Here is a 24,777-nt window from a genome sequence, read left to right as displayed (position 1 = left end):
GGCGGCGGTGCCCTTGAGGGCCTTCTCGGCCGCCTCGCGGACGCCGCGCCCGGACGCCGGGTCGGCCAGGATCCGCCGCACCTCGGCGCGGTCCTTCTCCTCCTGGGTCGGGTCGTGGTCGCCGGCGGCGTCGGACGCGGTGTCAGGGCCCGACACCCCGACGGGCTGCGGCTGTTCGGCGGCCGAGGCCATCGTGGGGAAGAGAACCGTCGGCGCCAGCACGGCGGCGGCCACGACGGCGGACACCCGGGGCAGCTTCATCAAGCAGACCTGCTTCTCAAACGGAGAATCTGGAAAGAGATCGTAAAACTTGATCAGCATAGATCGTTCGGTCTGATGGTCGGACCTGATTTTCCTGCGGTCATGGGGCCGCCGGGTCGACCGGGCGTCGTCAGCCGACCGAGCGGGGGAGACGGAGCGTCAGGCCCAGGATGGTGAACGAGCCGAGGAGCTGGATGCCGAGGCAGAGTGCGAGCGCGCGGTCCATGCCCAGGGTGGGGGAGAGGGCCAGGTAGAGGGTGCCCAGGGTGGCGACGCCCAGCGCGAGGCTGGACTGCTGGCTCGTCGCCAGGACACCGCTGCCCACGCCCGCCCGGTCGGCCGGGACCTTGGCGAGGACGACGCGGAACAGCGGGGTGCCGATCAGGCCCTGGCCGATGCCGGCGAGCGCGACGCCGGGGGCCATCCGCAGCGGCGAGAAGTGCTGCCAGTCGGCGAGCACGGTGAGCGCCAGGGTGGCCAGGCCCACGGCCTGCACCACGGCGCCGGCGGTCAGCACCCGGCTGCCGAAGCGGCCGATCAGCCGGGGGCCGGAGAGCGAGGCGCCGAAGTAGCCCACCGCCATCGGGACCAGCGCCCAGCCGGCCGCGATCGGGCCGAGGTGCAGACCCTGCTGGAGGGCGACGGCGACCACGAACATGAAGCCGCCGAAGCCGCCGAAGTAGGGGAGGGCGATGCCGAGGCCGCGCCGCATCTCGGGGATCCGCAGCAGGCTCGGCGGCACCAGCGGCGAGCCGCCGCGGCGCTCGGCACGGCGCTCCACCACGGCGAACGCGGCCGTGAACACCGGGAACAGCGCGAGCAGCACCCAGGACCACAGCGGCCAGCCGGCCGCGCGGCCCTCCATCAGCGGGACGAGCAGGGCGAGCAGGGCGGCGGTGAGCAGCAGCGTGCCGGGGACGTCGACCCGGGCGGCCCGCTCGGCGCGGCTCTCCGGCACGTGGCGGACGGCGAGGACGAGCGCGAGCAGGGCGAACGGGACGTTCAGCAGGAAGACGGAGCGCCAGCCGGTGCCGAACACGTCGGCGGCGACCAGCATCCCGCCGAGCACCTGCCCGATCACCACCGAGATGCCGCCCACCGCGCCGTACACGCTGAGCGCGCGGCCGCGCCGGGCGCCGTGCGTGGCGGCGGTGATGGTGCCGAGCACCTGGGGGATGAGCAGCGCGGCCGAGGCGCCCTGGGCGGCCCGGGCGGCGACCAGCGTCCAGGCGCCCGGGGCGAGTCCGCAGGCGAGCGAGGTGAGGGCGAAGGCGGCGGCGCCGACGACGAACAGCCGGCGGCGGCCGAAGATGTCGCCCAGCCGCCCGCCGAGGACCAGCAGGACGGCGAAGGCGATGCCGTACCCGGCGGCGACCAGCTCCAGGACGGCGGGGCCGGCGGCCAGGTCGTGGTCGATGGTGGGCAGGGCGACGTTGACGATGAAGAAGTCGAGCATCGGCAGGAAGGCCCCGAGCAGGACGGTCACCAGCCCGGCGGTGCCGAGGGAGGCCGGGGCGGTACCGGTGGTGGCCGCGGTGGCCGCGGTGGCCGCGGTCGGCCGGGAGGAGGCGGCGGTGGTCGCGGCGGCGGTGGTCTTGGCGACGGCGAGTTGTTGGGTCACGGGTCATACGATGCGCGCGCCGGCAACCTGGTACCAGAGTGTGGTTATCCAGGTATAAGAAGTACCTGGCAACAGGCTGCCGGGTGGCGCATGCTGGGGGCATGAGCCTGTCGACAGCCCCCGCCACCGGGAGCACCGCCCCCGTCGCACCCGCCGAGGCCCGGCGGCACGAGCTGGCCGCCTTCCTGCGCAGCCGCCGTGAGCGGATCGCACCCGAGCAGGTCGGCCTGCCGATGACCGGCCGCCGCCGCACCCCGGGCCTGCGCCGCGAGGAGGTCGCGCAGCTCGCCGCGGTCGGGGTGACCTGGTACACGTGGCTGGAGCAGGGGCGGGACATCCAGGTGTCCGCGCAGGTGCTGGACGCCGTGGCCCGCGCGCTGCTGCTGGACCCGGCCGAACGGGGGCACCTGTTCGTGCTGGCCGGCGCGGAGGACCCGGCGCCGGTGAAGGAGTGCCTGACGGTCACCCCGGCGATCCGGCTGGTGCTGGAGCAGATGTCGCCGATGCCGGCCGCGGTGGTCAACTCCCGGTACGACGTGCTGGCGTACAACCCCTCGTACACCCACATCGTCGGGAACATCGACGAGCTGCCGTTCGAGGACCGCAACCTGATGTGGATGGCGTTCACGCCCTCGCGCTTCCGGGAGGTGCTGGTCGACCACGAGAACGAGCGCGACGGGATGGTGGCCCGGTTCCGTTCGGGGATGGCCGACCACGGCGCGGAGCCGGCCTGGAAGGCGCTGCTCGCCCGGCTCCGCAAGGCCTCACCGGACTTCGAGGCGGCCTGGCAGCGGCACGACGTGATGAACCCCGGCAACGGGCTCAAGCGCTTCCTGGTGCCCGGCATCGGGCTGCTGCACTGCGACTACACGAGCCTCTGGCTGGGGCCGCGGCCCAGCACCCGCCTCATCGCCTACACGCCCCGCGACGAGGAGACCCGCGCGCTGATGGACCTCATGGCGGGCGGCCTCACCTGAAGGGCCCGGCTCAGGCGCGGGCCGCGCGGCGGCCGAGGGCCACGCAGAGGGCGGCCAGCGGCAGTTCGACGCAGCCGGCCATCGTCAGCGCGGCGAGCGCCGCGTGCCCCGGCCCGGCGGTGCCGAGGTCGACCAGCGCGTCCCCGACGAGCAGCACCGCCACCACCAGGGCGGGCCGGATCGCGGCCGGGCTGCGGCGGCGCAGCAGCGCGTCCAGCGAGAGCAGCGCGGCCAGTTCGAGCAGGTCCAGGACGACCCAGGCAGTCTCGTGGCCGACGGCCAGCACGGCCAGCCAGGGCAGCAGCGCCACCGCGGCCAGCGCCGGCACCCGCTCCGCCCAGGCGGGCAGCGAGAGACCGGAAGGCGATGCCGGACGGCGGGAGAGGACGGCGGTGCTCATCGCGCACCCCGGCCCCGGCCGCGCACCTTCACCAGCGGCCGCCGCACACAGCGGCCCGCGTGCTCCACCCGCACCCCGGTGAACCGCCCCGCCGCCCAGGCGAGCCAGAACTCCCCGGCCACCGTGACGAGTTCGGGCGTCGCCAGGGCCCGCCCGGCCGCCCAGCCGCGGGTGAACCGCACCACCGGCGCGCCGTCCACCGGCAGCCGGCCCCAGGCCAGACCCGACCCGTGCGCCGCCCGCCCGGCACCCGCGCAGCGCCGCGCGCCGCCCAGCAGCTCCGCGGCGAGCCGGGCCGCGACCAGCACGTCCACCAACTCGCCGTACTCGTACACCTCCAGCGCCGCCCGCCCCCGGGTCGCCCGGGCGCTGCGCACCGACCACGGCCCGGGCGCCCCCGTCAGGCCCCACGGCCCGGCCGGCAGCGTGCCGTGGCCGTCCGGCGTGCCGTGGCCGTCCAGGGCCCGGGCGTCGTCCGGCGTCAGGCCGGCGGGCCGCCCGTGCGGCGGAGTGGCGGAGTGCGATGGGGTGCTCGTCATGGCCTCAAGACTTCCGTCCGGCACCGCCCCGCGTCGGTAGTGCACCGCACCGAACCGGGGGTGTACCTGGCTACACCCCCGCTCTCCACCCCCCTTCATGGTGCCGGCCGATCTCGGCGATCTACGCTGTCGCCCATGCCCTCCACCCTGCTGCGCCGAGCGCTCGCCAGGAGCGCCGAGCGGCCGCCGTGGTCGGCCGCCGCCTGGCGCGACACCCGCTTCATAGCCGCCGGCATCCCGCTGGCCGCGCCGATCTGGCTGGCCTGCCTCACCCCCAAGGCCTTCCTGCCGGTCATCGCCCTGACCCTGCTCCTCCTGCGGCTGCTGACGGCGGCTCAGCGCGGCCGCCTGCGCACCCTGCGCGGCGTCGAGGTCCCGGTGCTGCTGCAGTCGACGGACACCCCGGCGGGCCTGCTGACCCGGCTGCGCACGGGGGTGAGCTGGCGTCAGGTCGGCTACCACCTGCTGGTCGGCCCGGTGCTGGCGCTCGGCTCGCTCTGCCTGCTGTACGCGTGGGGCGCCGGCCTGGTGATGGCCACCGTCTACGGCTGGGCGGCGCTGATGCCGTCCTCCAGCCCGGTGCGGGACCAGCTGGTGAAGCTGGACCTCCCGGTCACCCTGGGCGGTCTCCTCGTGCTGGCGGTGCTGCCCTGGGCGGTCGCCCGGATGGCCCGGCTGGAGGAGCTGGCGGCCCGTCGGCTGCTGGGCCCGGGCCGGGCGGAGGCGCTGGAGCGCCGGGTCGAGGAGATCACCGAGAGCCGGGCCGGCCTGGTCGACGCCGTGGACGCCGAGCGCCGCCGGATCGAGCGCGACCTGCACGACGGCGCCCAGCAGCGGCTCACCTCGCTGGCGATGAACCTGGGCCTGGCCCGGCGCACGCTCAAGGACGTCCCGCCCGAGGCCATGCAGGTGATCGTGGAGGCGCACGAGGAGGCCCAGGCGGCCATCGACGAGCTGCGCAGCCTGGTCCGCGGCCTGCACCCGGCCGTCCTGGAGGACCGCGGCCTGGACGCGGCGCTGTCCGGGATCGCCGCCCGCGCCCCGCTGCCGGTGCGGCTCGACGTCGACCTCACCGAGAGGATCGCGCCGACCGTCGAGGCGGTCGCCTACTTCACCGTCTCCGAGGCGCTCACCAACGTGGCCAAGCACGCCCGGGCCTCCCGGGTGGACCTCTCGGTGCGGACGGCCGGCGGCCGGCTGCGCCTGGTGGTCAGCGACGACGGCGTGGGCGGCGCGGACGCCTCCCGCGGCACCGGCCTGACCGGCCTGCGCCAGCGGACCGCCTCGGTCGACGGCACCCTGTCCGTTCTCAGCCCCCTCGGGGGCCCCACCACCATCACCGTGGAGTTGCCGTGCGCGCTGTGATCGCCGAGGACTCGGTCCTGCTGAGGGTCGGCCTGGTCAAGGTCCTGGAGGCGGTGGGCTTCGAGGTGGCCGCCGCCGTCGGGGACGCCGAGGCGCTGCTCGCCGCGGTGGCGGAGCACCGGCCGCGGGTGGTGGTGGCGGACGTCCGGATGCCGCCCGGCTTCACCGACGAGGGCGTCCGGGCGGCGCTGATGATCCGCCGGCAGTGGCCGGAGGTGGCGGTGCTGCTGCTCTCCCAGTACGTGGAGGAGCGGTACGCGGCCGACCTGCTGGCCACCAACACCAGCGGGGTGGGCTACCTGCTCAAGCAGCGGGTGGCCAACGTGGACGACTTCGTGGACGCCCTGCAGCGGGTCGCCGAGGGCGGCACCGCGCTGGACCCGGAGGTGGTCGCCCAGCTGCTGGTCCGCCGCCACCGGGACCCGCTGGAGAAGCTGACCCCGCGCGAGCGGGACGTGCTCGGCCTGATGGCGGAGGGCCGCTCCAACGCCGCGATCGCCGCCGCCCTGGTGGTCAGCGACAGCGCGGTGGCCAAGCACATCAACTCGATCTTCACCAAGCTCGACCTGCCGCCGGCCGACGACAGCCACCGCCGGGTGCTGGCGGTGCTGCGGTTCCTGGAGGTCGGGTAGCCGTGGCGGGGGGACGGGGGACGGACCGCGGGCACCGGGCCTGGCGGATCACCGGGACGCTGGCGGTGACGCTGGCCACGGCGTTCGGCGCCGTGCAGACCTGGGGGCTGGTGGTGCAGCAGCAGCGGGTGTACGAGCGCTCGTACCCGGTCGCGGTGACCAGGGTGCACCTGGACACCGGCACCGCGGTGGTGCGGATCAGGCCGGGCCGGGCCGGCGAGGTCCAGGTGACCCAGCGGCTGGACTGGACGGTGCGCCGGCCGCGGGTCGAGACCGTCTTCGAGGGCGACCTGGTCACCGTGCGGATGCGCTGCAACCAGGTGCTGCCGGTCGTGGACGTCGGGTGCGGCGCCCTGATCGAGCTGGAGGTGCCGGCCGCCGTCTCGGTGGACGGCGACGCGACCTCCGGCAGCGTCGAGGTCCGGGACCTGAGCGGGGACGTCCGGCTCTCGGCCTCCTCGGGGGCGCTCCAGGTGTCCGGGCTCTCCGGGCAGCTGTACGCGCGGACCACGTCCGGGACGGTGAAGGCCACCGGCCTCACCTCCGGGCACGTCGAGGTGAGCGCCACCTCCGGAGCGGTCGACCTGGACTTCGCGCGCCCGCCGCACGCGGTGTCGGTCGGAGTGACCTCGGGGGAGGTGACGCTGGCGCTGCCGCACGGCTCGGGCTACGGCTTCGTCGTCGACCACGGTTCGGGCGACGTCCACGTGGACACCCGGCTGTCCGACCCCGCCAGCCCGGACACCGTCCGGGTCACCAGTACCTCGGGCGCGGTGCAGGTGGTCCCCACCGAGGGCTGAACGGGACCGGGGGCGCTGAGCGCGAGGCCGGGCGGGGGCCGGGAGGCGGGGCGGGCGCCGGGAGGCGGGGCGGCGGGAGACGGCCGAGGGGGCGCTGCGCCGGGTGGGGGACAATGAAGAGTCCCGCACCCACGTCCCCGAGGTCAGCCGCGCATGACAGTCACGCCCGCACCCACCGCGACCGCCGCCGAGTTCGCGCCGCTGACCATCGGCCCGATGCAGGTGTGGCCGCCCGTCGTGCTGGCACCGATGGCCGGCATCACCAACGCGCCGTTCCGCACCCTGTGCCGCGAGCAGAGCGGTGGCAAGGGGCTGTACGTCTCCGAGATGATCACCACCCGGGCCCTGGTCGAGCGCAACGCCAAGACCATGCAGCTGATCAAGTTCGACGCGAGCGAGAAGCCGCGCTCGATCCAGCTGTACGGGGTGGACCCGGTCACCGTCGGCAAGGCCGCCCGGATGATCGCCGACGAGGATCTGGCCGACCACATCGACCTCAACTTCGGCTGCCCCGTCCCCAAGGTGACCCGCAAGGGCGGCGGCTCGGCGCTGCCGTACAAGCGGAACCTGCTGCGCGAGATCCTCCGCGAGGCCGTGGCCAACTCCGGTGGCCTCCCGGTGACGATGAAGATGCGCAAGGGCATCGACGACGACCACCTCACCTACCTCGACGCCGGCCGGATCGGCGCCGAGGAGGGCGTGTCCGCGATCGCCCTGCACGGCCGCACCGCCGCCCAGCACTACGGCGGCACCGCGGACTGGTCGGCGATCGCCCGGCTGCGCGAGTCCGTCCCGGCCCACGTCCCGGTGCTCGGCAACGGGGACATCTGGTCGGCGGACGACGCGGTGCGGATGATGCGCGAGACCGGCTGCGACGGCGTGGTGGTCGGCCGCGGCTGCCTGGGCCGGCCGTGGCTGTTCAAGGACCTGGTCGCGGTCTTCGAGGGCGACCGGGACTACGCCCGTCCGGCCTTCGCCGACGTGGCGCGGGCGATGGTGCGCCACGCCCAGCTGCTCGGCGAGTGGCTGGAGGACGAGACGCGCGGAGTGATCGACTTCCGCAAGCACGTCGCCTGGTACACCAAGGGCTTCTCGGTCGGCTCCGAGCTGCGGGTGAGGCTGGCCAACTCCTCCTCGCTGGCCGAGTTGGCCGAAACGCTCGCCCAGGTGGAGCAGTCCCAGCTCTGGCCGGCCGGCGCGGACGGCCCGCGCGGGCGCACCAGCGGCAACAACCGGGTGGTCCTCCCCGAAGGCTGGTTGGACGATCCGTATGACTGCGCCCTGCCCAGCGCGGACGCCGAATCGGACACCTCCGGCGGATGACCTGTCCATAGTGGCGAAATCGACCGTCGATGGCCGACTGCCACCCCGTCCCAGCCCTCTTGGCCAATCTGGCCAAGAGGGCTCCTTTTCGTCCTAGAAATGTCACGCAATGAGCACGTCCACGGACGCAGTGCGACACTCGGCGGAGCCGGACTACGTCCGAGCGGCGGGATGCGCTCGTGACGCTTGCCACATACGGTGGCGACTGACGGTCACTCAGGGGACGAAATGGCCACATCGGCGGTGAATCGCTTCCCGAAGGGGGTTGGCGCAGGATCGCCCGGTCCGGGTGCAGGAAATCAAGCCGGGGCAACACGGTGGTCCGTCGGCCACTACCCTCCGTCCCGTTCGTGTGATCTTCTGGTTTCGGCGCGTTCAAGACTTGAACGCAAGCTAGCGTCATCCGGACGATTTCACCAACAGAGGTGAACGCCTTTATGTGCATTCGATCTGCCGGGTTACCGCTGGGTACTGGCCTCGTACGGCCTATCGGGGACGCAAAAGTGCCTTCGAAATGGGTATGTTCTCCGGCGTCAGGGCAACCGCGTACGAGGAGACCGACCCGTGCCGTCCCAGCAGAAGTTTGTTTACTCCTTCACCGAAGGAAACAAGGACCTCAAGGATCTTCTTGGCGGCAAGGGCGCGAACCTGGCCGAGATGACCAACCTGGGTCTCCCCGTGCCTCCGGGGTTCACCATCACCACCGAGGCCTGCAAGGTCTTCCTGGAGACCGGCAGCGAGCCGGCCTCGCTCCACCAGGAGATCAGCGCCCACCTGGAGGCGCTCGAGCAGGAGATGGGCAAGAAGCTCGGCCAGGCCGACAACCCGCTCCTCGTCTCGGTGCGTTCCGGGGCCAAGTTCTCCATGCCCGGCATGATGGACACCGTCCTGAACATCGGCCTCTCCGACGCCTCGGTGACGGGCCTGGCCGCGCAGTCCGGCAACGAGCGGTTCGCCTGGGACTCCTACCGCCGCCTGGTCCAGATGTTCGGCAAGACCGTGCTGGGCGTCGACGGCGAGCTGTTCGAGGAGGCCCTGGACGAGGCCAAGCACGCCAAGGGCACCACCAACGACCTGGACCTGGACGCTTCCGACCTCCGGGAACTGGTCGAGGTGTTCAAGGCGATCGTCGAGCGCGAGACCGGCCGGGCCTTCCCGCAGGACCCGCGCGAGCAGATGGACCTCGCCGTCCACGCCGTCTTCCACTCCTGGAACGGCGACCGGGCACGGCTGTACCGCCGCCAGGAGCGCATCCCGAACGACCTGGGCACGGCGGTCAACGTCTGCACCATGGTCTTCGGCAACCTCGGCGAGGACTCCGGCACCGGTGTCGCCTTCACCCGCGACCCCTCCACGGGCGCCGTCGGCGTCTACGGCGACTACCTGTCGAACGCCCAGGGCGAGGACGTCGTCGCCGGCATCCGCAACACCCTGCCGCTCTCCGACCTGGAGCAGCTCGACAAGAAGTCGTACGACGAGCTGATGGCGATCATGCAGAAGCTCGAGAACCACTACCGCGACCTCTGCGACATCGAGTTCACCATCGAGCGCGGCAAGCTCTGGATGCTGCAGACCCGCGTGGGCAAGCGCACCGCCGCCGCGGCCTTCCGGATCGCCGTCCAGCTGGTCGACCAGGGCCTGATCGACCTGGACGAGGCCCTGATGCGGGTCACCGGCGGCCAGCTCTCGCAGCTGATGTTCCCGCGCTTCGCGCCGGACGCCTCCTCCAAGCAGATCGCCTGGGGCCTCGCCGCCTCGCCGGGCGCCGCGATCGGCAAGATCGTCTTCGACTCCTACACCGCGGTGAAGTGGTCCCGCTCCGGCGAGAAGGTCATCCTGGTCCGCCGCGAGACCAACCCGGACGACCTGGACGGCATGATCGCCGCCGAGGGCATCCTCACCTCGCGCGGCGGCAAGACCTCGCACGCCGCCGTGGTCGCCCGCGGCATGGGCAAGACCTGTGTCTGCGGCGCCGAGGAGCTCGAGGTCGACACCAAGCGCCGCCGGATGACCACCGCCGACGGCCTGGTGCTGGAGGAGGGCGACGTCGTCTCCATCGACGGCGCCACCGGCAAGGTCTACCTCGGCGAGGTGCCCGTCCTGCCGTCCCCCGTGGTCGAGTACTTCGAGGGCACCCTGCACGCCGGCGCCGACGTCCAGGGCGGCCTGGTCCAGGCCGTGCACCGGCTGATGTCGCACGCCGACGGCCGCCGCCGGCTCGCCGTGCGCGCCAACGCGGACAACTCCGAGGACGGCGGGCGCGCCCGCCGCTACGGCGCCCAGGGCATCGGCCTGTGCCGCACCGAGCACATGTTCCTCGGTGAGGAGCGCCGCAAGGAGGTCGAGCACCTGATCCTCGCGGACAACGACAAGGACCGCGAGCTCGCGCTCTCCACCCTGCTGCCGCTGCAGAAGGGCGACTTCCTGGAGCTCTTCCAGGCGATGGACGGGCTGCCGGTCACCGTGCGCCTGCTCGACCCGCCGCTGCACGAGTTCCTGCCGGACATCACCGAGCTGTCGGTGCGCGTCGCCCTCGCCGAGGCCCGCAAGGACCCGAACGAGAACGACCTGCGCCTGCTCCAGGCGGTGCACAAGCTGCACGAGCAGAACCCGATGCTGGGCCTGCGCGGTGTCCGCCTCGGCCTGGTCATCCCCGGCCTGTTCGGCATGCAGGTCCGCGCCATCGCCGAGGCCGCCGCCGAGCGCAAGCTGGCCGGCGGGGACCCGCGCCCCGAGGTGATGATCCCGCTGGTCGGCACCGTCCAGGAGCTGGAGCTGGTCCGCGACGAGTGCGAGCGGGTGCTCGCCGAGGTCGCCCAGTCCACCGGCGTCCAGCTGGACATCAAGCTCGGCACCATGATCGAGCTGCCGCGCGCCGCCGTGACGGCCGGCCAGATCGCCGAGGCCGCCGAGTTCTTCTCCTTCGGCACCAACGACCTCACCCAGACCGTCTGGGGCTTCTCCCGGGACGACGTGGAGGCCTCGTTCTTCACGGCCTACCTGGAGAAGGGCATCTTCGGGGTCTCCCCGTTCGAGACCATCGACCGCGACGGCGTCGGCTCGCTGGTCAAGCACGCCGTCGAGGCCGGCCGGGCCACCCGCCCCGACCTCAAGCTCGGCGTCTGCGGCGAGCACGGCGGCGACCCGGAGTCGGTGCACTTCTTCCACGAGGTGGGGCTGGACTACGTCTCCTGCTCCCCCTTCCGGATCCCGGTGGCGCGCCTGGAGGCCGGCCGCGCCGCCATCGAGTCTGCGGGCAGCGACTCGCGCTGAGCGGGTAGGCGCCCTCCTCACCAGGCATCGGTGAGGAGGGCCCGCCCGACCACGGCGCGGTCCCATCGCTGACCGCACTCCCTCCCGCTCGGGAGGGCGTACACCGGAGCTCGGCGCAGGAGAACCGGCGTACGTAACTCGGCCGGGGTGGGAACGGACAACGGCGTCCGTTCCCGCCCCGGCCGCGTGTGTTTCCCGCGGGCCCGGTACGGCCGGGCCCGCGGGTACGGCCGCGCACCCCGCGGATGGCCGACCGCGTGTGGCCGACCGGGTGTGGCCGGCCGGGTGCGGTCCGGAGGGCTGCCAAGCTGGACGGCATGACCAGCAAGAACCGCGTGCTCGTCCTGGTGGCCGTCCTGCTCGCCGTGCTCGCCGCCGTGGCCGGGTGCGGCTCCGCGGGCGGCGGGACGGGCCACCCGAAGGCCTCCACCTCCACCGCCGCGGTCTCCACCTCCGCGGCCTCCGCCCCGCGCCCGACGGGCCCGAAGCCGTCCGCCCCCGGGCCGACCGTGCCCCCGTCGGCCGCCGCCACCTGGGTGCCCACCGACCCCGCGCTGGCCGACGTCTGCCGCACCCGGCTGCCCGGCGAGGCCCGCGACACCCTCGCCCTGATCGCCGCGGGCGGCCCGTACCCCTACCGCTCGGACGGCATCGTCTTCGAGAACCGCGAGAACCGGCTCCCGCGCAAGGCCTCCGGCTACTACCACGAGTTCACCGTGGTCACCCCCGGCTCCGCCGACCGCGGCGCCCGCCGCGTCGTCACCGGCAACGCCGGCGAGCAGTACTGGACGGCCGACCACTACGGCACCTTCCAGGAGATCGACGCACGCTGCTGAGGCGCCTCAGCCAGGTCGGAAGGGGCCTTCCGGTCCGAGCCGTTTCACCGGGCCCGGTGTGCCGTCGGAGGCCCCGTGCCCCGCGCCTCAGCGGGCCCGGCGCCAGCTGATCCGGGTGTGCGGGCCGTGCGGTCCGGTCGCGAGCAGAGCGGTCAACTCGCCCAGCAGGGGCGCCGGATCGCGGCGCAGCTGGACCGGGGTGGTGCGGACCACCGGCAGTCCGGCGGCGGTGAACCGGTTGGCCCGGGCGAGGCTGCGTTCGTGGTCGGCCGGGCGCAGGTGCCAGGCGCGGGAGTCGATCTCCAGCGCCACGCAGGCCTGCGGCCAGAAGGCGTCCGGCACGGCGAGGAAGCGGCCGTCGAGGAGGAGCACCGGGTTCCAGAGCGGCTCGGGCAGGCCCGCCCCGCGCACCAGCTCCCGCGCCTCGCCCTCCACCACCGAGCGGACCCCGGCCGCCAGCTCCTCCACCACCTGGGCGACGTGCGGGAGTTCTCGCACGCCGGGCCGGGCGAGCAGCTGGTCCAGCAGCTCGCCGAGGTCGCAGTGCCGGCGCTGCACCGCCTCCGCGCACAGCGCCCGGAACCGGCGTCGTCCGGTCTCCCGCGGCGCGAGGTCGGACAGCGCCCGGGCGACGGTGGCGCTCCACAGCCCGTCGTCCCGCTCGAAGCCGCCCGGCATCGCCCCGGCCGCCCGGTGCACCCGGACGAACTCCCGGTCGGCGACCCGGCGTTGGCCGGGGATCAGCACGTCGACCTCGGTCAGGTCGGCCGGGTGCCCGGCGGACGGCAGCCCGGCGTCGGCCAGCACGGCCACCCCGGTCAGCAACACCTCGCCGCCCTGCGCGGCGCGCCCCTTCGGTCCCGCGTACGCGAGCGCGGCGCGCAGGCGCTGATGGGCGGTCAACCTCCCGTTCTGCAGGCAGATCACCCGGGGCAGCACCCGCTGCCAGGGCCCGCCCGGCCGTAGCCGGTGGGCGATGGTGCCGGGCGGCACGCCGAGGTGGCGCAGCTGTGCCCGGGTGACGATGTGCTGCTGGTCGGCGCCGAGCAGCAGCAGCGGGTCGAGGAGGCCGGCGCGGGTCATGGCGGGGTGCTTCCCGCCCGGGTGGGAAGTATGCGAAACATCGCCCGCCGGGGGAGCCGGAGGGGAACGAGGTTGACGCGGGGCCGGTCGGGCGGCTGAGCTTGGGCGCGATGACGACCCCGATGACAACCCTTCACACCGGCCCGGCGCTCGACGCGTTGAACGGCCTCTCCGTCGGTGACGCCCTCGGCGCCCAGTTCTTCGTACCCGACACCGCCGCTGCCCACCTCGCCGCCCGCACCGCCCCGCCCGGCCCCTGGCCGTGGACCGACGACACCGAGATGGCCTGCTCGGTGTACGCGGCCCGGAGCGAGCGCGGCGCGATCGACACCTTCGACCTCACCCACTCCTTCGCCCGCCGGCACGACTTCGACCGCGGTTACGGCCCGGCCGCCAACCGCCTGCTCCGGCTGGTCCGCGAGGGCGGCGACGCCAAGGCCCTGGCCGCGGAACTCTTCGACGGCCAGGGCTCGTACGGCAACGGCGCCGCGATGCGGGTGGCGCCGCTGGGGGCGCTGTACGCCGCGAACCCGCCGGAGGTGATCCGGCCGGCCGCCGAGACGGCGCTGATCACCCACACCCACCCGCAGGCCGTGGACGGCGCGATCGCCGTCGCGGTGGCCGCCGCCTTCGCGGTGCGGGCGCGGACGACGAGGATGACGCCGAAGAGCTTCCTGGAGGAGGTCAGCCACCACACACCGGCCGGAGCCGTGCAGGACGGCCTGAACGAGGCGATCGGGCTGCTGGCCGAGCCGGACCTGAGGGTCGCGGCCGAGGCGCTCGGCAACGGCAGCCGGACCAGCGCCGCCGACACCGTCCCGTACGCGCTCTGGTGCGCGGCCCGCCGGCTCACCGACTACCCGGCGGCGGTCTGGGAGGCGGTCGGCGCGGGCGGGGACATGGACACCGTCGCCGCCATCACCGGGGGCGTCGTCGCCGCGCACACCGGCACCGTCGGCATCCCCGCCGCCTGGATGGCCGCCCGCGAGCCGCTGCCGGCCTGGGCCTTCCCGGAGCCGGGCAGCGTCCCGGACGGTCAGGGCCGGGAGCGGATGCGGCTGCCCCGCCCGCAGCCCGTGCCGGACGTGCTGTGGACGGACGAGGAGTGGCAGCGCATCCGGACCGGGCCGGATGCGGCCGCGCCGGACTTCCGCTGGACCGTCCACACCCACGAGGGGACGGTCCGGGTCTGGTGCGACGACCGCTTCCCGGTCTGGGAGGTGACGGTCGCCCGCGTCCGCGGGGGCTGGCGCCCGGTGTCCGCGGTGGTCGAGTCGAGCCACGACCGGTGGACGACGTCACCGGTGGACCCGCACGGCCTCGACGTCCTCACCCGGGTGCTGCGGACCGCCGCCTCCGGGAGGCCCCGCATGGTGGACCGGCCGTCCTGAGGCGTCCCCGGCCCGGGCGGTGATCGACCTCAGGCGGTGATCGACCTCAGGATCGAGCTCAGGCGGTGATCAGGTGCCCGGAGCCGCCGCCGTGTCTAAGGCACTCCTGGTTGATTTCCCGGTCCGGGGCGCTCGGCGAGGTGGCGGCGGCGATCCGCAGCTCGATGATGTCCCGCACGGCCGGCCACTCGGAGTCGAGGATCGAGTAGAACGCGGTGGACCGGACCACGCCGTCCAGGCCGCGCGAGTGCGCCCGGCGGACGCCCTCGGAGGTGGCGCCGAGGCGCTCGATCGCCGCCCGCGACCGCAGGTTGCGGGCGTCCGCGCGCAGCGAGATCCGCTGCACCCGCCACTCCTCGAAGGCGTACCGCAGCATCAGCAGCTTCGCCTCGGTGTTGATGCCGGTGCCCTGGGCGCGGGGGGAGAGCCAGGTGTTGCCGATCTCGGCGGCGTCCGGGACGGCCGTGGCGGGGTCGCCGAACGGCACGCCCGGCACCGGCGGCCAGACGACCGGGCCCTGCCAGTAGTCGAGTTCCAGGAACCGGGTGGAGCCGACCACCCGGCCGTCGGCGAGGTTCACCGTCGCGAACGGCAGCGACCGGCCCGCGGCCTGGTCGGCGAGGGCCCGCGCGATGTAGTCGCGGGCCGCTTCCAGGCCGTGCGGGACGGGGGTGAAGGCGTAGGTCGTACGGTCCTCGGCGCCGGCCTCGGCGATGGCCTCGGCGTGGTGCGCGGCAAGGGGCTCCAGCCGCACGGTGCGGCCGGTGAGGATGACAGGTACGGGCACGGAACCTTCGGTCCTTCATCGGTCGGAGGATGCCTCCCGCGCCGGGGTGCGGCACGGGCTGCGGTGGACGTTCGCCCCGGCCCCGGAGACCGCCCGTCCATGCCCGTGCACGCCGGAGGCCCGGTCGAGCGAGGTGGGGGCGGCGGCCCGGAGGCGGGCAGCGCGGGTGCCGGAACGGACGCGGGTCGACGGACCGGTCCGGCGGGATGAGCGAGGGGACAGTGTGCGTCCGCGAAATGGCCGAGGAGGAAACGAGAGCGCGAAGGGAAGCAGGCGGCCAGGTGAAGGCAAGATGCGTCGTGGGTGGCTGGCCGAACACCGGGCCGGGTCGTGATCGACGGCGTTACGGACGACGTGACGACGACGCGACGATGCGAGGCAGCGAGAGGACGATACCCGCCAGAAGGCGGTGCGTCACTTCGTGGCACACGAATGGGCGCGCCAGCAGGCCGAACCCGCCTCCGGAGGGGTGTCCGGACGCCCGTGACCAGCGGGTTTCCGTTCGGATGCGATCATGGTCGGGGTGGCACTCCGACGGGCCGCCGGGGGCGCTCCGGCCGGTCGCCGGGCGTTCACCGGTGCGGCGGCGACGCGACGCCCGGCCGGGGGCGGGAATTCCGGCGGGGCCGGGCACGCTGGACACGAGGAGAAGCCGGTAACGAGTCGACGAGTAGAGAACGGGGTTGGGTGCGCGGTGCGTGATCCCCAGGCGCTGTACGAGCTGGATCAGCAGGGCGTGGCCGCCGTGGCCGCGGCGAGGGCCGCGTTGGCCGACACCGGCGCCGGCCTGGTGCTGCTCCACCACTTCGAGGGCTTCATGGACGCCGGCGAGGCCGGCGGCCAGGTGGTGGCCCACCTGCTGGAGCAGGGCTCGCCGCAGGTGGTGGCCCGTTTCGACCACGACCGTCTGGTGGACTACCGGGCCCGTCGGCCCGCGATGGTCTTCGACCGCGAGCACTGGTCCTCCTACGACCCGCCGGAGATCCTGCTCCAGCTCGTCCACGACGCCGCCGGCGCGCCGTTCCTGCTGCTCACCGGGCCCGAGCCGGACGTCGAGTGGGAGCGCTTCGCGGTCGCCGTGCGCGGTCTGGTCGAGCGCTTCGACGTCCGGCTGACGCTGGACTTCCACGGCATCCCGATGGGCGTGCCGCACACCCGCCCGGTCGGCCTGACCCCGCACGGCAACCGGCTGGACCTCGCGGCCGGCTACCCGCAGTGGTTCGAGCAGGCCCAGGTGCCCGGCAGCGCCCAGGCGTTGCTGGAGTACCGGCTCGCCGAGGCCGGGCACGACGTGCTGGGCTTCGCCGTGCACGTGCCGCACTACGTGGCCCGCTCCGAGTACCCGGCGGCGGCCGTGCTGATCCTGGAGGCGGTGCAGTCGGCCACCGGCCTGGTGCTGCCGGGCACCAGCCTGCGCACCCGGGTCGGCGAGGTGTACGCCGACATCGAGGAGCAGCTGTCCCAGGGGGACGGCGAGTTGCGCTCGGCGATCCGCGGCATGGAGGGCCAGTACGACGCGGTGGCGGGCGCCGAGGGCCGGGAGAGCCTGTTGGCCGAGCCGGTCGACCTGCCGTCGGCCGACGAACTGGGGCGGCGCTTCGAGCAGTTCCTCGCCGAGCACGAGCGCGGCCCGGAGTAGGCCGACCGCACGTCGGACAGGGCTGCCCGTGGGCCGTGCTGCCGGTGGGGGCCGGTAGGCGCCCGGGTCGGGCGGGCGCCGGCGCGGAGAAGTCCCCCGGACGGGCGGGAGTCATCGGACCCGGTCCGTTCGTTGGTGGTGAGGTGCCCGGGGGACGGGCCGCCGTAGGGAGAGTCGTCGCCGTTCCGGCCCCCGGGGGGATTCCATGCCGCTGCCCACACGCCCGACCGCGCGTTCCGCCGCGCTCGCCGCAGGCGTGGCCGCGCTGCTGCTGGCCGGCTGCGGCGGCGGAAGCGGCGGGGGCACCGCCGCCACCCCGTCGCCGGACGGCCCGCACCCGGCGCGGGCCACGCCCACGGCCACTCCGACCCCGACGCCCACGCCCACCGGCCCGTACGTCGCCCTCGGGGACTCCTACACCTCCGGCCTGAAGATCGCCCCACAGGTGGGGGAGCCGCGCGGCTGCGCGCGCTCGGCGGTCAACTACCCCTCGCTGGTGGCCAAGTCGCTGGGCCTGGCGGAGGGGCAGTTCCGTGACGTCAGCTGCAGCGGCGCCCGCACCGGCGACCTGACCGGCGCCCAGCAGACCGAGGGCGGGGCCAACCCGCCGCAGCTGGACGCGCTCACCCCGGCCACCCGGCTGGTCACGGTCGGGATCGGCGGCAACGACGCCGGGTTCATGGAGGTCGTCGGCGCGTGCGCCAAGGAGAACCTGGTCGACGCGGTGAAGGGCCTGATCGGCTCGGACCGGGCGCAGGCGCCCTGCCGCGAGCACTACGCCACCGCCGGCGGCGCGGCCGACCAGGTGCAGCGCAAGGTCGACGCCGCCGGTGAGCGGCTGGGCCAGGTGCTGCAGGAGGTCAGGCGCCGCTCCCCGCAGGCCCGGGTCTACGTGGTCGGCTACCCGACTCTGCTGCCGGCCGACCCGGCGAGCTGCGTGCCGGTGCTCGGGAGCACCGTCGCCGCCGGGGACCTCGGGTTCCTGGTGGAGAAGGAGCAGCAGTTGAACGCGATGCTCCAGCGCCGGGCGGAGGCGGCCGGCGCGGTCTTCGTGGACGCGGCCACCCCCTCGGCCGGGCACGACATGTGCGCGGGCGAGGCCGCGCGCTGGGTGGAGCCGCCCTTCCCGGCCTCCGGCCTGGCGGCGATCCACCCCAACGCGAAGGGGCAGCAGGGCGTGGCCGCCGCCGTCCTCAAGGCCGTCCGGGGCTGAGCCCGCCCCCGTCCCAGCTCCTGCCGCCGCCCCTCGTCGTCCCGCCGCGGGCCACCAGGGCGACGCCGCGGGCCAGCTCGGCCGCGTAGTCCCAGGTCAGCGACGGGACGTCGAACAGCAGCCGGTACCACCTCGGGCCGAAGACGAGGTCGATCAGGTGGTCGTCGTCCGGGTGGACGACCTCGCCGCCCTCCCGCCCGCGGGCGAGCAGGGCCCGGGGGTGGTCCCGCGCTCCGGCGAGGATTCACGCCCCGGCCCGCGCCCCTTCGCGCGCGGCTCACCTCCGGTGTCGGAGCCGCGGCCTACAGTGATTGGCATATGGACGACACCGCGCACCGCCCCGCCGCCGCCCCGACTCCGTACGACCACGCCGCCGAGGCCCGCTGGGTGCCCGAACCGGACAAGCGCCCCGGCCGGACGGCGTTCCAGCGCGACCGCGCCCGCGTGCTCCACTCCGCCGCCCTGCGCCGGCTGGCCGGCACCACGCAGGTGGTCGCCCCGATGCGCAGTGACTTCCCCCGTACCCGGCTCACCCACTCCCTCGAATGCGCCCAGGTGGGCCGGGAGTTGGGCGCCGCCCTGGGCTGCGACCCGGACCTCGTGGAGACCGCCTGCCTGGCCCACGACATCGGCCACCCGCCGTTCGGCCACACCGGCGAGGAGGCGCTCGACCAGGCCGCCGAGGACTGCGGCGGCTTCGAGGGCAACGCCCAGTCGCTGCGCATCCTCACCCGCCTGGAGCCCAAGCGCTTCGCCCCGCAGGGCGACCAGCCCGCCCGGCTCGCCCCCTGGCCCGGCCGCAGCGTCGGCCTCAACCTGACCCGCGCCGCCCTGGACGCCGCCACCAAGTACCCGTGGACGCACGGCGCCCACCCGGTCGATCCGGCCTCGCCCAAGTACGGCGTCTACGCCGACGACCTGCCGGTCTTCCGCTGGCTGCGGGCCGGCTCCCCGGCCGGGCGCAAGTGCTTCGAGGCCACCGTCATGGACTGGTCCGACGACGTCGCCTACTCCACCCACGACGTCGAGGACGGCTTGCAGGCCGGGCACATCGACCCGGCCGCGCTGCGCACCCCGAGCGAGCGCGCCGAGCTGTTCAAGGTGGCCGAGCGCTACGCGCCGGACGCCGAGCCCGAGGAGCTGGCCGCCGCCCTGGACCGGCTGCTCGCCCAGGAGTGGTGGCCGCAGGCGTACGACGGCACCGCCCGGGCCCGGGCCGGGCTCAAGGACCTCACCAGCCAGCTGATCGGCCGCTTCTGCCTGGCCGCCGAGCAGGCCACCCGGGCCCGCTACGGCCCCGGCCGGCTCACCCGGTACGCGGCCGAGCTGGTGGTGCCGCGCGACGTCCGGCTGGAGTGCGCGGTGCTGAAGGCCGTCGCGGTGCGCTTCGTGATGCAGCGCGACGAGCAGGCCCAGCTCCGGGCCCGCCAGCGGATCGTGATCGCCGAGCTGGCCTACGTGCTCAACCAGCGCGCGCCCGAGGGCCTGGACCCGGTCTTCGCCGCCCTCTACCGGGAGGCCGAGGACGACCGCGCCGCCCTCCGTACGGTGATCGACCAGATCGCCACCCTCACCGACGCCTCCGCCCTCGCCCTGCACGGCCGGCTGGTCGGCGCCGCCTGGACGTAGCCGCCCGGCGGGCGGCGCCCGGGTGAGCCCGCTCACCCGGGAAACCCCGGCGACCCCAGTAGACTTCCGGGGTGGCCGGGCGGATCAGGGACGAAGACGTACAGGCGGTGCGCAGCGCACTGCCGATCGACGTGGTGGTCGGCGACTACGTACAGCTCACCAACGGTGGCGGCGGCGAGTACAAGGGCGTCTGCCCCTTCCACGACGAGAAGTCCGCCTCCTTCTACGTGAACCCCGCCAAGGGCGTCTTCCACTGCTTCGGCTGCCAGGAGAACGGCGACACCATCGCCTTCCTGATGAAGATCGAGCACTTCACCTTCGCCGAGGCCGTCGAGCGGATGGCCGCCCAGGCCAACATCACGCTCCGCTACGAGGAGGGCGGCTACAGTCCCCGCCACCAGCAGGGCGAGCGCACCCGTCTGGTCGAGGCGCACAAGGTGGCCTCCGCCTATTACCAGGAGCAGCTCGCCTCGCCGGAGGCGGAGATCGGCCGCCGTTTCCTGGCCGAGCGCGGCTTCGACGAGGAGGCGGCGCGGACCTTCGGCGTCGGCTACGCCCCGGCCGGCTGGGAGCACCTGGTCCGCTACCTGCGCGGCAAGGGCTTCAGCGACAAGGAGATCCTGCTCGGCGGCCTGGCCTCGCAGGGCCAGCGCGGCGGGCTGATCGACCGGTTCCGGGGCCGGCTGGTCTGGCCGATCCGGGACATCGCCGGCGAGGTGGTCGGCTTCGGCGCGCGCCGGCTGCGTGAGGACGACAACGGCCCGAAGTACCTGAACACCCCCGAGACGCCGATCTACAAGAAGTCCCACGTGCTGTACGGCATCGACCTGGCGAAGAAGGAGATCGCCAAGTCGGGCCGGGCCGTGGTGGTCGAGGGCTACACCGATGTGATGGCCTGCCACCTGGCGGGTGTCACCTCGGCGGTGGCCACCTGCGGTACCGCCTTCGCCGAGGACCACATCAAGATCATCCGCCGGCTGCTGATGGACACCTCCCAGTACCGCGGTGAGACCGTCTTCACCTTCGACGGCGACGCGGCCGGCCAGAAGGCCGCGCTGCGCGCCTTCGAGGACGACCAGAAGTTCGCCGCCAAGACCTCCATCGCGGTCAGCCCCGGCGGCATGGACCCGTGCGACCTGCGCCTGGCCAAGGGCGACGAGGCCGTCCGCGAGCTGATCGACAACCCGGTCCCGCTGTTCGAGTTCGCGCTGCGCTCGGCCGTCGCCCGGCACCGGGTGGAGACGCCGGAGGGGCGTTCGGCGGCGCTGGAGGAGGCCGCGCCGATCGTCGCCAAGATCAAGGACCGGTCGATCCAGCACGAGTACGCCGTCCGGCTGGCCGGCATGCTCGGCATCCTGGACGAGCAGTTCGTGGTGCGCCGGATCTCCCAGCTGGCCCGCTGGGAGCGCGAGCGCCAGCAGAACCCGCGCGCCAACGGCCAGCAGCGCCGCCCCGAGCCCGCGCCGCCGGTCCGCCCCGCGCGCCCGGCGTTCGTGCTCAACCCGCGCGACCCGGCGCAGTTCGTCGAGCGCGAGCTGCTCAAGCTGGCCCTGCAGCACCCGGACCTGGTCTCCCCGGCGTTCGACCACTACGGCGAGGACGAGTTCCCGACCCCGCCGTACACCGCCGTGCGGCGCGCCATCGGCCAGGCCGGCGGTGCCGCCTACGGGGCCGGTCTGGCGGACTTCACCAGCGCGGTGCGCGAGGCCGCCCCGGACGACCGGGTGCGCTCGCTGGTCACCGAGCTGACCGTGGAGCCGGTGCGCTCGCGCCGCAAGGCGGACGCGGTGTACGCGGGGGAGTTCCTGGTCAAGCTGCGGCTGCTGGCGGTGGACCGGCGGGTCGCCGAGGTGCGCGCGCACCTCCAGCGGCTCGGTACCCGGGCGGCCGCCGAGGAGCTGCACGCGGTGCAGACCGAGCTGTGGCAGCTCCAGCAGTACGGGCAGCAGCTGCGCAGCCGGGGCGCCGCGGCCCTGTAGCCGTCAGCGTCTCCACGCCGGGCCGCCGCCTCCACGCTGAGCAGAGCCGAGCCGCCTCCGCGCCGAGCCGAGCCGTCTCCACGCCGAGCCGCCGTCGCCGCACCGAGCCGAGCCGCCTCCACGCCGAGCCGCCGTCACCACGCCGCGGCCCGGTGGCCGTTCCGCTCCCGCTCCCGCGCGCCGGCCGGCGGAGAAAGTCCGCGCACGAGTCTCGGCCACGGAGTGTGGCGTGCCCCACACTGGAGGGCGTCCTACTCCTTTTCAGCGCGGGTCCGCCAGAGTCGCGCCCGCCCCGAGGGGATGCCCGTGGACCGAGGCCTTGCCGCGACCGCCCGCCCGACCACCGACCCGCTCGCCCCCCACGACGACCACGGCCGGGCCGGCGCCCCGCTGCCGGACGGTGCCCGGGTGCCCGTGCAGGGCCACCCGGGGGCTCCCGAGGCTGACGGGACCCCCGAGGCGGGACCGGGCCCGTCCACCGAACCGGAGGCGGGACCCGATGCGGAGGCCGACGCGGAACCCGACGCGAACCCCGGGGACGACCTCGACGCCGAGCGCGTCCCCGGCCCGGCGGCCGACCTGCTCCGCCAGTACCTGCGCGAGATCGGCCGGATCAGGCTGCTGAACGCCGCCGAGGAGGTGGAGCTGGCCCGCCGGATCGAGGCCGGCCTGTTCGCCGAGGAGCGGCTGGACCGCGAGCCGCCGCCCGCCGACCCGCTGGCCGGAGAGCTGGACGCGCTGGTGGTGATCGGCCGGATCGCCAAACGGCGGCTGATCGAGGCGAACCTGCGCCTGGTGGTCTCGGTCGCCAAGCGCTACATCGGCCGGGGCCTGACCTTGCTGGACCTCATCCAGGAGGGCAACCTCGGCCTGATCCGGGCGGTGGAGAAGTTCGACTACGCCCGGGGCTACAAGTTCTCCACCTACGCCACCTGGTGGATCAGACAGGCGATGAGCCGGGCCCTGGCCGACCAGGCGCGGACGATCCGGGTGCCGGTGCACGTGGTCGAGCTGATCAACCGGGTGGTCCGGGTGCAGCGGGGGCTGCTCCAGGAGCGCGGGACCGAGCCGACCCCGGCCGAGATCGCCGTCGTCCTGGAGCTGACCGAGGAGCGGGTGCGCGAGCTGATCCGGCTGGCCCAGGAGCCGATCTCGCTGCACACTCCGGTCGGCGAGGAGGACGACGTGGCGCTGGGCGACCTGATCGAGGACGCCGACGCCGCCTCACCCGCCGAGTCGGCGACCTTCCTGCTGCTGCGTCAGCACCTGGACGCGGTGCTGGCCACCCTCGGTGAGCGGGAGCGCCAGGTGGTCCAGCTCCGCTACGGCCTGGACGACGGACGCCCCCGCACCCTGGAGGAGATCGGCGTGCTGTTCGGGGTGACGAGGGAGCGGATCCGCCAGATCGAGTCCAAGACCCTGATCAAGCTCCGCGACCACGCCTTCGCCGAACAGCTCCGCGGCTACCTCGACTAGCTGCCGGTCCCACTGCCGGTCCCACTGCCGGTGCCGTCGGCCGGGGGCGTCGCCGTGGCGGCAGCCGTGGCCGTGGCCGTGGCCGGCGGCGGGGAGGCCGGGCCGATCGGGATCGGGGTGGAGGCGACCATCTGGGCCAGCCCCGAGACGCTCACCGTGCAGTCGTTCCCGGCCGGCTGGTGGCCGCAGACCTGGAAGGTGACGGCCGGGTCCGCCGCGTTCACCATGTGCGAGTAGTTGTCGTACCCCCAGTGGATGACGCCCGTCTCGGTCTCGCCGGTGCTGCTGGTGATGGTCACCCAGTCGTCCGGCTCGCCCTCGGTGATGGCGGCCCAGGCGGCCTGGCACTTCTGGCTGTACCGGAGGTAGATCACGACCTTGCCGATGTTGCCGGTCTGGAGCGTCCGGGCGTCGGTGCCGCAGCCGGTCGCCTTGGGGTCCTTGTGCGAGCAGCCCATCGCCTGGCAGGCCGCCTGCGGCGGGGCCGGGGAGGCCGGCTTGGCGGGCGTGCCCGGGCTCGCGGGCGCGCTGGTGGACGGGACGGGCTGGGCGCCGGCCTGCGGGTCGTCATTGCCGCCGTGCGTCGAGAACCGGACGCCGGCCAGGACCAGCAGCACCGCCGCGACCAGCGCACCGGCCACCAGCGCGCCCGGCCGCCGCCACCACGGCGCGACCGGAGCGGAGCCGCCGGGTGCCGGCTCCTCGTCGGCGGCCCGCTCCGGGCCGTCCTCCGCGGCGGGCTCCGACACCGTCTCCACCACGGTGTCGAGCTCGGCCGCGCCCGCCGCGCCGCCCTCGGCGGTGTCCGGCGTGCTGCTCCCGGCGGTCTCCTCCGCGGCTGCGGTCCCGGCGGTCCCCATGGTCACCGCGGGCTCCGCGGTCCCCGTGGTCCCCGTGGTCCCCGGGGCCGCCGCCTCGCCCGCCTCCGCCGCCCTCGCCCAGAGCGCGCGCAGCGCCGGGCCGTCGCAGTCGACCGCCCTGATCAGGGCGTCCAGCGCCTGTTCGGTGACGACCCGTTTGCCGTTGAGCCAGCGCTCCCAGGAGGCGCGGCTGTAGTGGGTCCGGGTCGCGAGCTCGGACAGCGAGAGGCCGGTCGCGTCCTTGACGGCGCGGAGCTCTTCCGTCAGGCGTCTGGCGGGGGCGGACAGTTCGTCCGGCAGTTGCTTCCAGGCGGATGCCATGCGGTCTTCCCAACATCGGAAACGGGGACGCGGGATGAACAGGGCCGAGTTGGGCACCGGCCCAGGTCCGGGGGCGTTTCCCGCGTCTCCAACCTCACCGGCCTGCCGTCTCAAACACCAGGTCATGGCGCTGAGACGGACGGAAGTGTCTCACAACCCCGGTGGCCACTCGAACATTCACGCGTCAGTCGTGCAGAGTTCTCTCGTCGGTCCGACCCGGCGCCGGGATCCTTCGTCCGGGCACCGTGCGCGGGCCGCATCCCTGACGTCCCGAATCCCCCACGGTCGGGGGCGGCCCGGGGGGGGGGGGGGACCCCCCCACCCAGCGGGCGCCGGGGGGGGGGGGGGGGGTTATAAAAAAAAAAAAACCCA

General features: G+C 74.3%; 19 protein-coding genes and 1 pseudogene. 13 read left to right on the top strand and 7 right to left on the bottom strand.

Annotated elements, in window-relative coordinates; all coding sequences use genetic code 11:
- Positions 1-261, bottom strand: a pseudogene (locus ACFVHB_RS24585) (hypothetical protein); the annotation flags it as partial.
- Positions 262-391: 130 nt separating this feature from the next.
- Positions 392-1,717 carry an MFS transporter gene (locus tag ACFVHB_RS24580; protein ID WP_380326289.1) on the bottom strand — a complete coding sequence of 442 codons (1,326 nt, stop codon included), beginning with the start codon at positions 1,715-1,717 and terminating at the stop codon, positions 392-394.
- 266 nt (positions 1,718-1,983) lie between these two features.
- On the opposite strand from ACFVHB_RS24580, the gene ACFVHB_RS24575 reads away from it, so the two are divergent.
- Positions 1,984-2,859, top strand: coding sequence for a helix-turn-helix transcriptional regulator (locus ACFVHB_RS24575; RefSeq protein ID WP_380326172.1), 876 nt, complete (start codon positions 1,984-1,986; stop codon positions 2,857-2,859).
- 10 nt (positions 2,860-2,869) lie between these two features.
- Here the strand turns inward: ACFVHB_RS24575 and ACFVHB_RS24570 are convergent, their stop codons facing one another.
- Complete coding sequence (locus ACFVHB_RS24570) at positions 2,870-3,259, bottom strand: hypothetical protein (RefSeq protein ID WP_380326169.1); 390 nt, start codon at positions 3,257-3,259, stop codon at positions 2,870-2,872.
- Positions 3,256-3,798, bottom strand: coding sequence for a hypothetical protein (locus ACFVHB_RS24565; protein ID WP_380326166.1), 543 nt, complete (start codon positions 3,796-3,798; stop codon positions 3,256-3,258). Before ACFVHB_RS24565 ends, ACFVHB_RS24570 begins: the two co-directional genes overlap by 4 nt.
- A 135-nt stretch (positions 3,799-3,933) precedes the next feature.
- Between ACFVHB_RS24565 and ACFVHB_RS24560 the strand changes: the two genes are divergently transcribed.
- The 6 genes from ACFVHB_RS24560 (at position 3,934) to ACFVHB_RS24535 (ending at position 12,027) form a co-directional block, all read left to right on the top strand.
- Positions 3,934-5,163, top strand: coding sequence for a histidine kinase (locus ACFVHB_RS24560; protein ID WP_380326163.1), 1,230 nt, complete (start codon positions 3,934-3,936; stop codon positions 5,161-5,163).
- Positions 5,151-5,795: a response regulator gene (locus ACFVHB_RS24555; RefSeq protein ID WP_380326160.1), complete on the top strand. Its 645-nt coding sequence runs from the start codon at positions 5,151-5,153 to the stop codon at positions 5,793-5,795. The genes ACFVHB_RS24560 and ACFVHB_RS24555 overlap by 13 nt, the downstream gene beginning before the upstream one ends.
- 2 nt (positions 5,796-5,797) lie before the next feature.
- Positions 5,798-6,595, top strand: a complete 798-nt coding sequence (locus tag ACFVHB_RS24550; RefSeq protein ID WP_380326157.1) for a DUF4097 family beta strand repeat-containing protein — start codon at positions 5,798-5,800, stop codon at positions 6,593-6,595.
- Positions 6,596-6,748: 153 nt separating this feature from the next.
- Positions 6,749-7,918 carry a tRNA dihydrouridine synthase DusB gene (gene dusB / locus ACFVHB_RS24545; RefSeq protein ID WP_380326154.1) on the top strand — a complete coding sequence of 390 codons (1,170 nt, stop codon included), beginning with the start codon at positions 6,749-6,751 and terminating at the stop codon, positions 7,916-7,918.
- 564 nt (positions 7,919-8,482) lie between these two features.
- Positions 8,483-11,191: a pyruvate, phosphate dikinase gene (gene ppdK, locus ACFVHB_RS24540; RefSeq protein WP_380326151.1), complete on the top strand. Its 2,709-nt coding sequence runs from the start codon at positions 8,483-8,485 to the stop codon at positions 11,189-11,191.
- A gap of 317 nt (positions 11,192-11,508) precedes the next feature.
- Positions 11,509-12,027: a ribonuclease domain-containing protein gene (locus tag ACFVHB_RS24535; protein WP_380326149.1), complete on the top strand. Its 519-nt coding sequence runs from the start codon at positions 11,509-11,511 to the stop codon at positions 12,025-12,027.
- 87 nt (positions 12,028-12,114) lie between these two features.
- Here ACFVHB_RS24535 and ACFVHB_RS24530 read toward each other — a convergent pair whose 3' ends face one another.
- On the bottom strand, positions 12,115-13,110 hold the full coding sequence (locus ACFVHB_RS24530) for a hypothetical protein (RefSeq protein ID WP_380326146.1): 996 nt from the start codon (positions 13,108-13,110) through the stop codon (positions 12,115-12,117).
- Positions 13,111-13,232: 122 nt separating this feature from the next.
- On the opposite strand from ACFVHB_RS24530, the gene ACFVHB_RS24525 reads away from it, so the two are divergent.
- Positions 13,233-14,501, top strand: a complete 1,269-nt coding sequence (locus ACFVHB_RS24525) for an ADP-ribosylglycohydrolase family protein (protein ID WP_380326143.1) — start codon at positions 13,233-13,235, stop codon at positions 14,499-14,501.
- A 58-nt stretch (positions 14,502-14,559) separates the two neighbouring features.
- Here the strand turns inward: ACFVHB_RS24525 and ACFVHB_RS24520 are convergent, their stop codons facing one another.
- Entirely contained in the window at positions 14,560-15,288 is a 729-nt protein-coding gene (locus tag ACFVHB_RS24520; RefSeq protein ID WP_380326140.1) for a GNAT family N-acetyltransferase, read from the bottom strand.
- Between the two features lie 694 nt (positions 15,289-15,982).
- On the opposite strand from ACFVHB_RS24520, the gene ACFVHB_RS24515 reads away from it, so the two are divergent.
- The 5 genes from ACFVHB_RS24515 (at position 15,983) to ACFVHB_RS24495 (ending at position 23,224) form a co-directional block, all read left to right on the top strand.
- A complete protein-coding gene (locus ACFVHB_RS24515) occupies positions 15,983-16,927 on the top strand; it encodes a PAC2 family protein (RefSeq protein WP_380326137.1) in 945 nt (314 codons plus the stop codon).
- A gap of 205 nt (positions 16,928-17,132) precedes the next feature.
- Positions 17,133-18,140, top strand: coding sequence for an SGNH/GDSL hydrolase family protein (locus ACFVHB_RS24510; RefSeq protein WP_380326134.1), 1,008 nt, complete (start codon positions 17,133-17,135; stop codon positions 18,138-18,140).
- 318 nt (positions 18,141-18,458) lie between these two features.
- A complete protein-coding gene (locus ACFVHB_RS24505; RefSeq protein ID WP_380326131.1) occupies positions 18,459-19,769 on the top strand; it encodes a deoxyguanosinetriphosphate triphosphohydrolase in 1,311 nt (436 codons plus the stop codon).
- A gap of 71 nt (positions 19,770-19,840) precedes the next feature.
- Positions 19,841-21,748 carry a DNA primase gene (gene dnaG / locus ACFVHB_RS24500; protein ID WP_380326129.1) on the top strand — a complete coding sequence of 636 codons (1,908 nt, stop codon included), beginning with the start codon at positions 19,841-19,843 and terminating at the stop codon, positions 21,746-21,748.
- A 300-nt stretch (positions 21,749-22,048) separates the two neighbouring features.
- Positions 22,049-23,224: a sigma-70 family RNA polymerase sigma factor gene (locus ACFVHB_RS24495; protein ID WP_380326126.1), complete on the top strand. Its 1,176-nt coding sequence runs from the start codon at positions 22,049-22,051 to the stop codon at positions 23,222-23,224.
- On the opposite strand, the gene ACFVHB_RS24490 is transcribed toward ACFVHB_RS24495, so the two are convergent.
- Positions 23,221-24,405: a DUF2690 domain-containing protein gene (locus ACFVHB_RS24490; protein WP_380326123.1), complete on the bottom strand. Its 1,185-nt coding sequence runs from the start codon at positions 24,403-24,405 to the stop codon at positions 23,221-23,223. The two genes, ACFVHB_RS24495 and ACFVHB_RS24490, sit on opposite strands and share 4 nt — an antisense overlap.
- Between the last annotated feature and the right edge of the window lie 372 nt (positions 24,406-24,777).

It is taken from the genome of Kitasatospora sp. NPDC127111, assembly GCF_042677465.1.
Taxonomy (GTDB): domain Bacteria; phylum Actinomycetota; class Actinomycetes; order Streptomycetales; family Streptomycetaceae; genus Kitasatospora.
The sequence above is the reverse complement of the archived record's forward strand: the minus strand, read 5'-3'. Positions and strand labels throughout refer to the sequence as shown.

Coding starts and splice junctions, on each gene's coding strand:
- ACFVHB_RS24490 (WP_380326123.1), bottom strand. CDS start 24,405: ATGGCATCCGCCTGGAAGCAACTGCCGGACGAACTGTCCGCCCCCGCC.
- ACFVHB_RS24510 (WP_380326134.1), top strand. CDS start 17,133: ATGCCGCTGCCCACACGCCCGACCGCGCGTTCCGCCGCGCTCGCCGCA.
- ACFVHB_RS24575 (WP_380326172.1), top strand. CDS start 1,984: ATGAGCCTGTCGACAGCCCCCGCCACCGGGAGCACCGCCCCCGTCGCA.
- ACFVHB_RS24525 (WP_380326143.1), top strand. CDS start 13,233: ATGACAACCCTTCACACCGGCCCGGCGCTCGACGCGTTGAACGGCCTC.
- ACFVHB_RS24580 (WP_380326289.1), bottom strand. CDS start 1,717: ATGCTCGACTTCTTCATCGTCAACGTCGCCCTGCCCACCATCGACCAC.
- dusB (WP_380326154.1), top strand. CDS start 6,749: ATGACAGTCACGCCCGCACCCACCGCGACCGCCGCCGAGTTCGCGCCG.
- ACFVHB_RS24535 (WP_380326149.1), top strand. CDS start 11,509: ATGACCAGCAAGAACCGCGTGCTCGTCCTGGTGGCCGTCCTGCTCGCC.
- ACFVHB_RS24565 (WP_380326166.1), bottom strand. CDS start 3,798: ATGACGAGCACCCCATCGCACTCCGCCACTCCGCCGCACGGGCGGCCC.
- ACFVHB_RS24530 (WP_380326146.1), bottom strand. CDS start 13,110: ATGACCCGCGCCGGCCTCCTCGACCCGCTGCTGCTGCTCGGCGCCGAC.
- ACFVHB_RS24560 (WP_380326163.1), top strand. CDS start 3,934: ATGCCCTCCACCCTGCTGCGCCGAGCGCTCGCCAGGAGCGCCGAGCGG.
- ACFVHB_RS24505 (WP_380326131.1), top strand. CDS start 18,459: ATGGACGACACCGCGCACCGCCCCGCCGCCGCCCCGACTCCGTACGAC.
- ACFVHB_RS24570 (WP_380326169.1), bottom strand. CDS start 3,259: ATGAGCACCGCCGTCCTCTCCCGCCGTCCGGCATCGCCTTCCGGTCTC.
- ACFVHB_RS24495 (WP_380326126.1), top strand. CDS start 22,049: ATGCCCGTGGACCGAGGCCTTGCCGCGACCGCCCGCCCGACCACCGAC.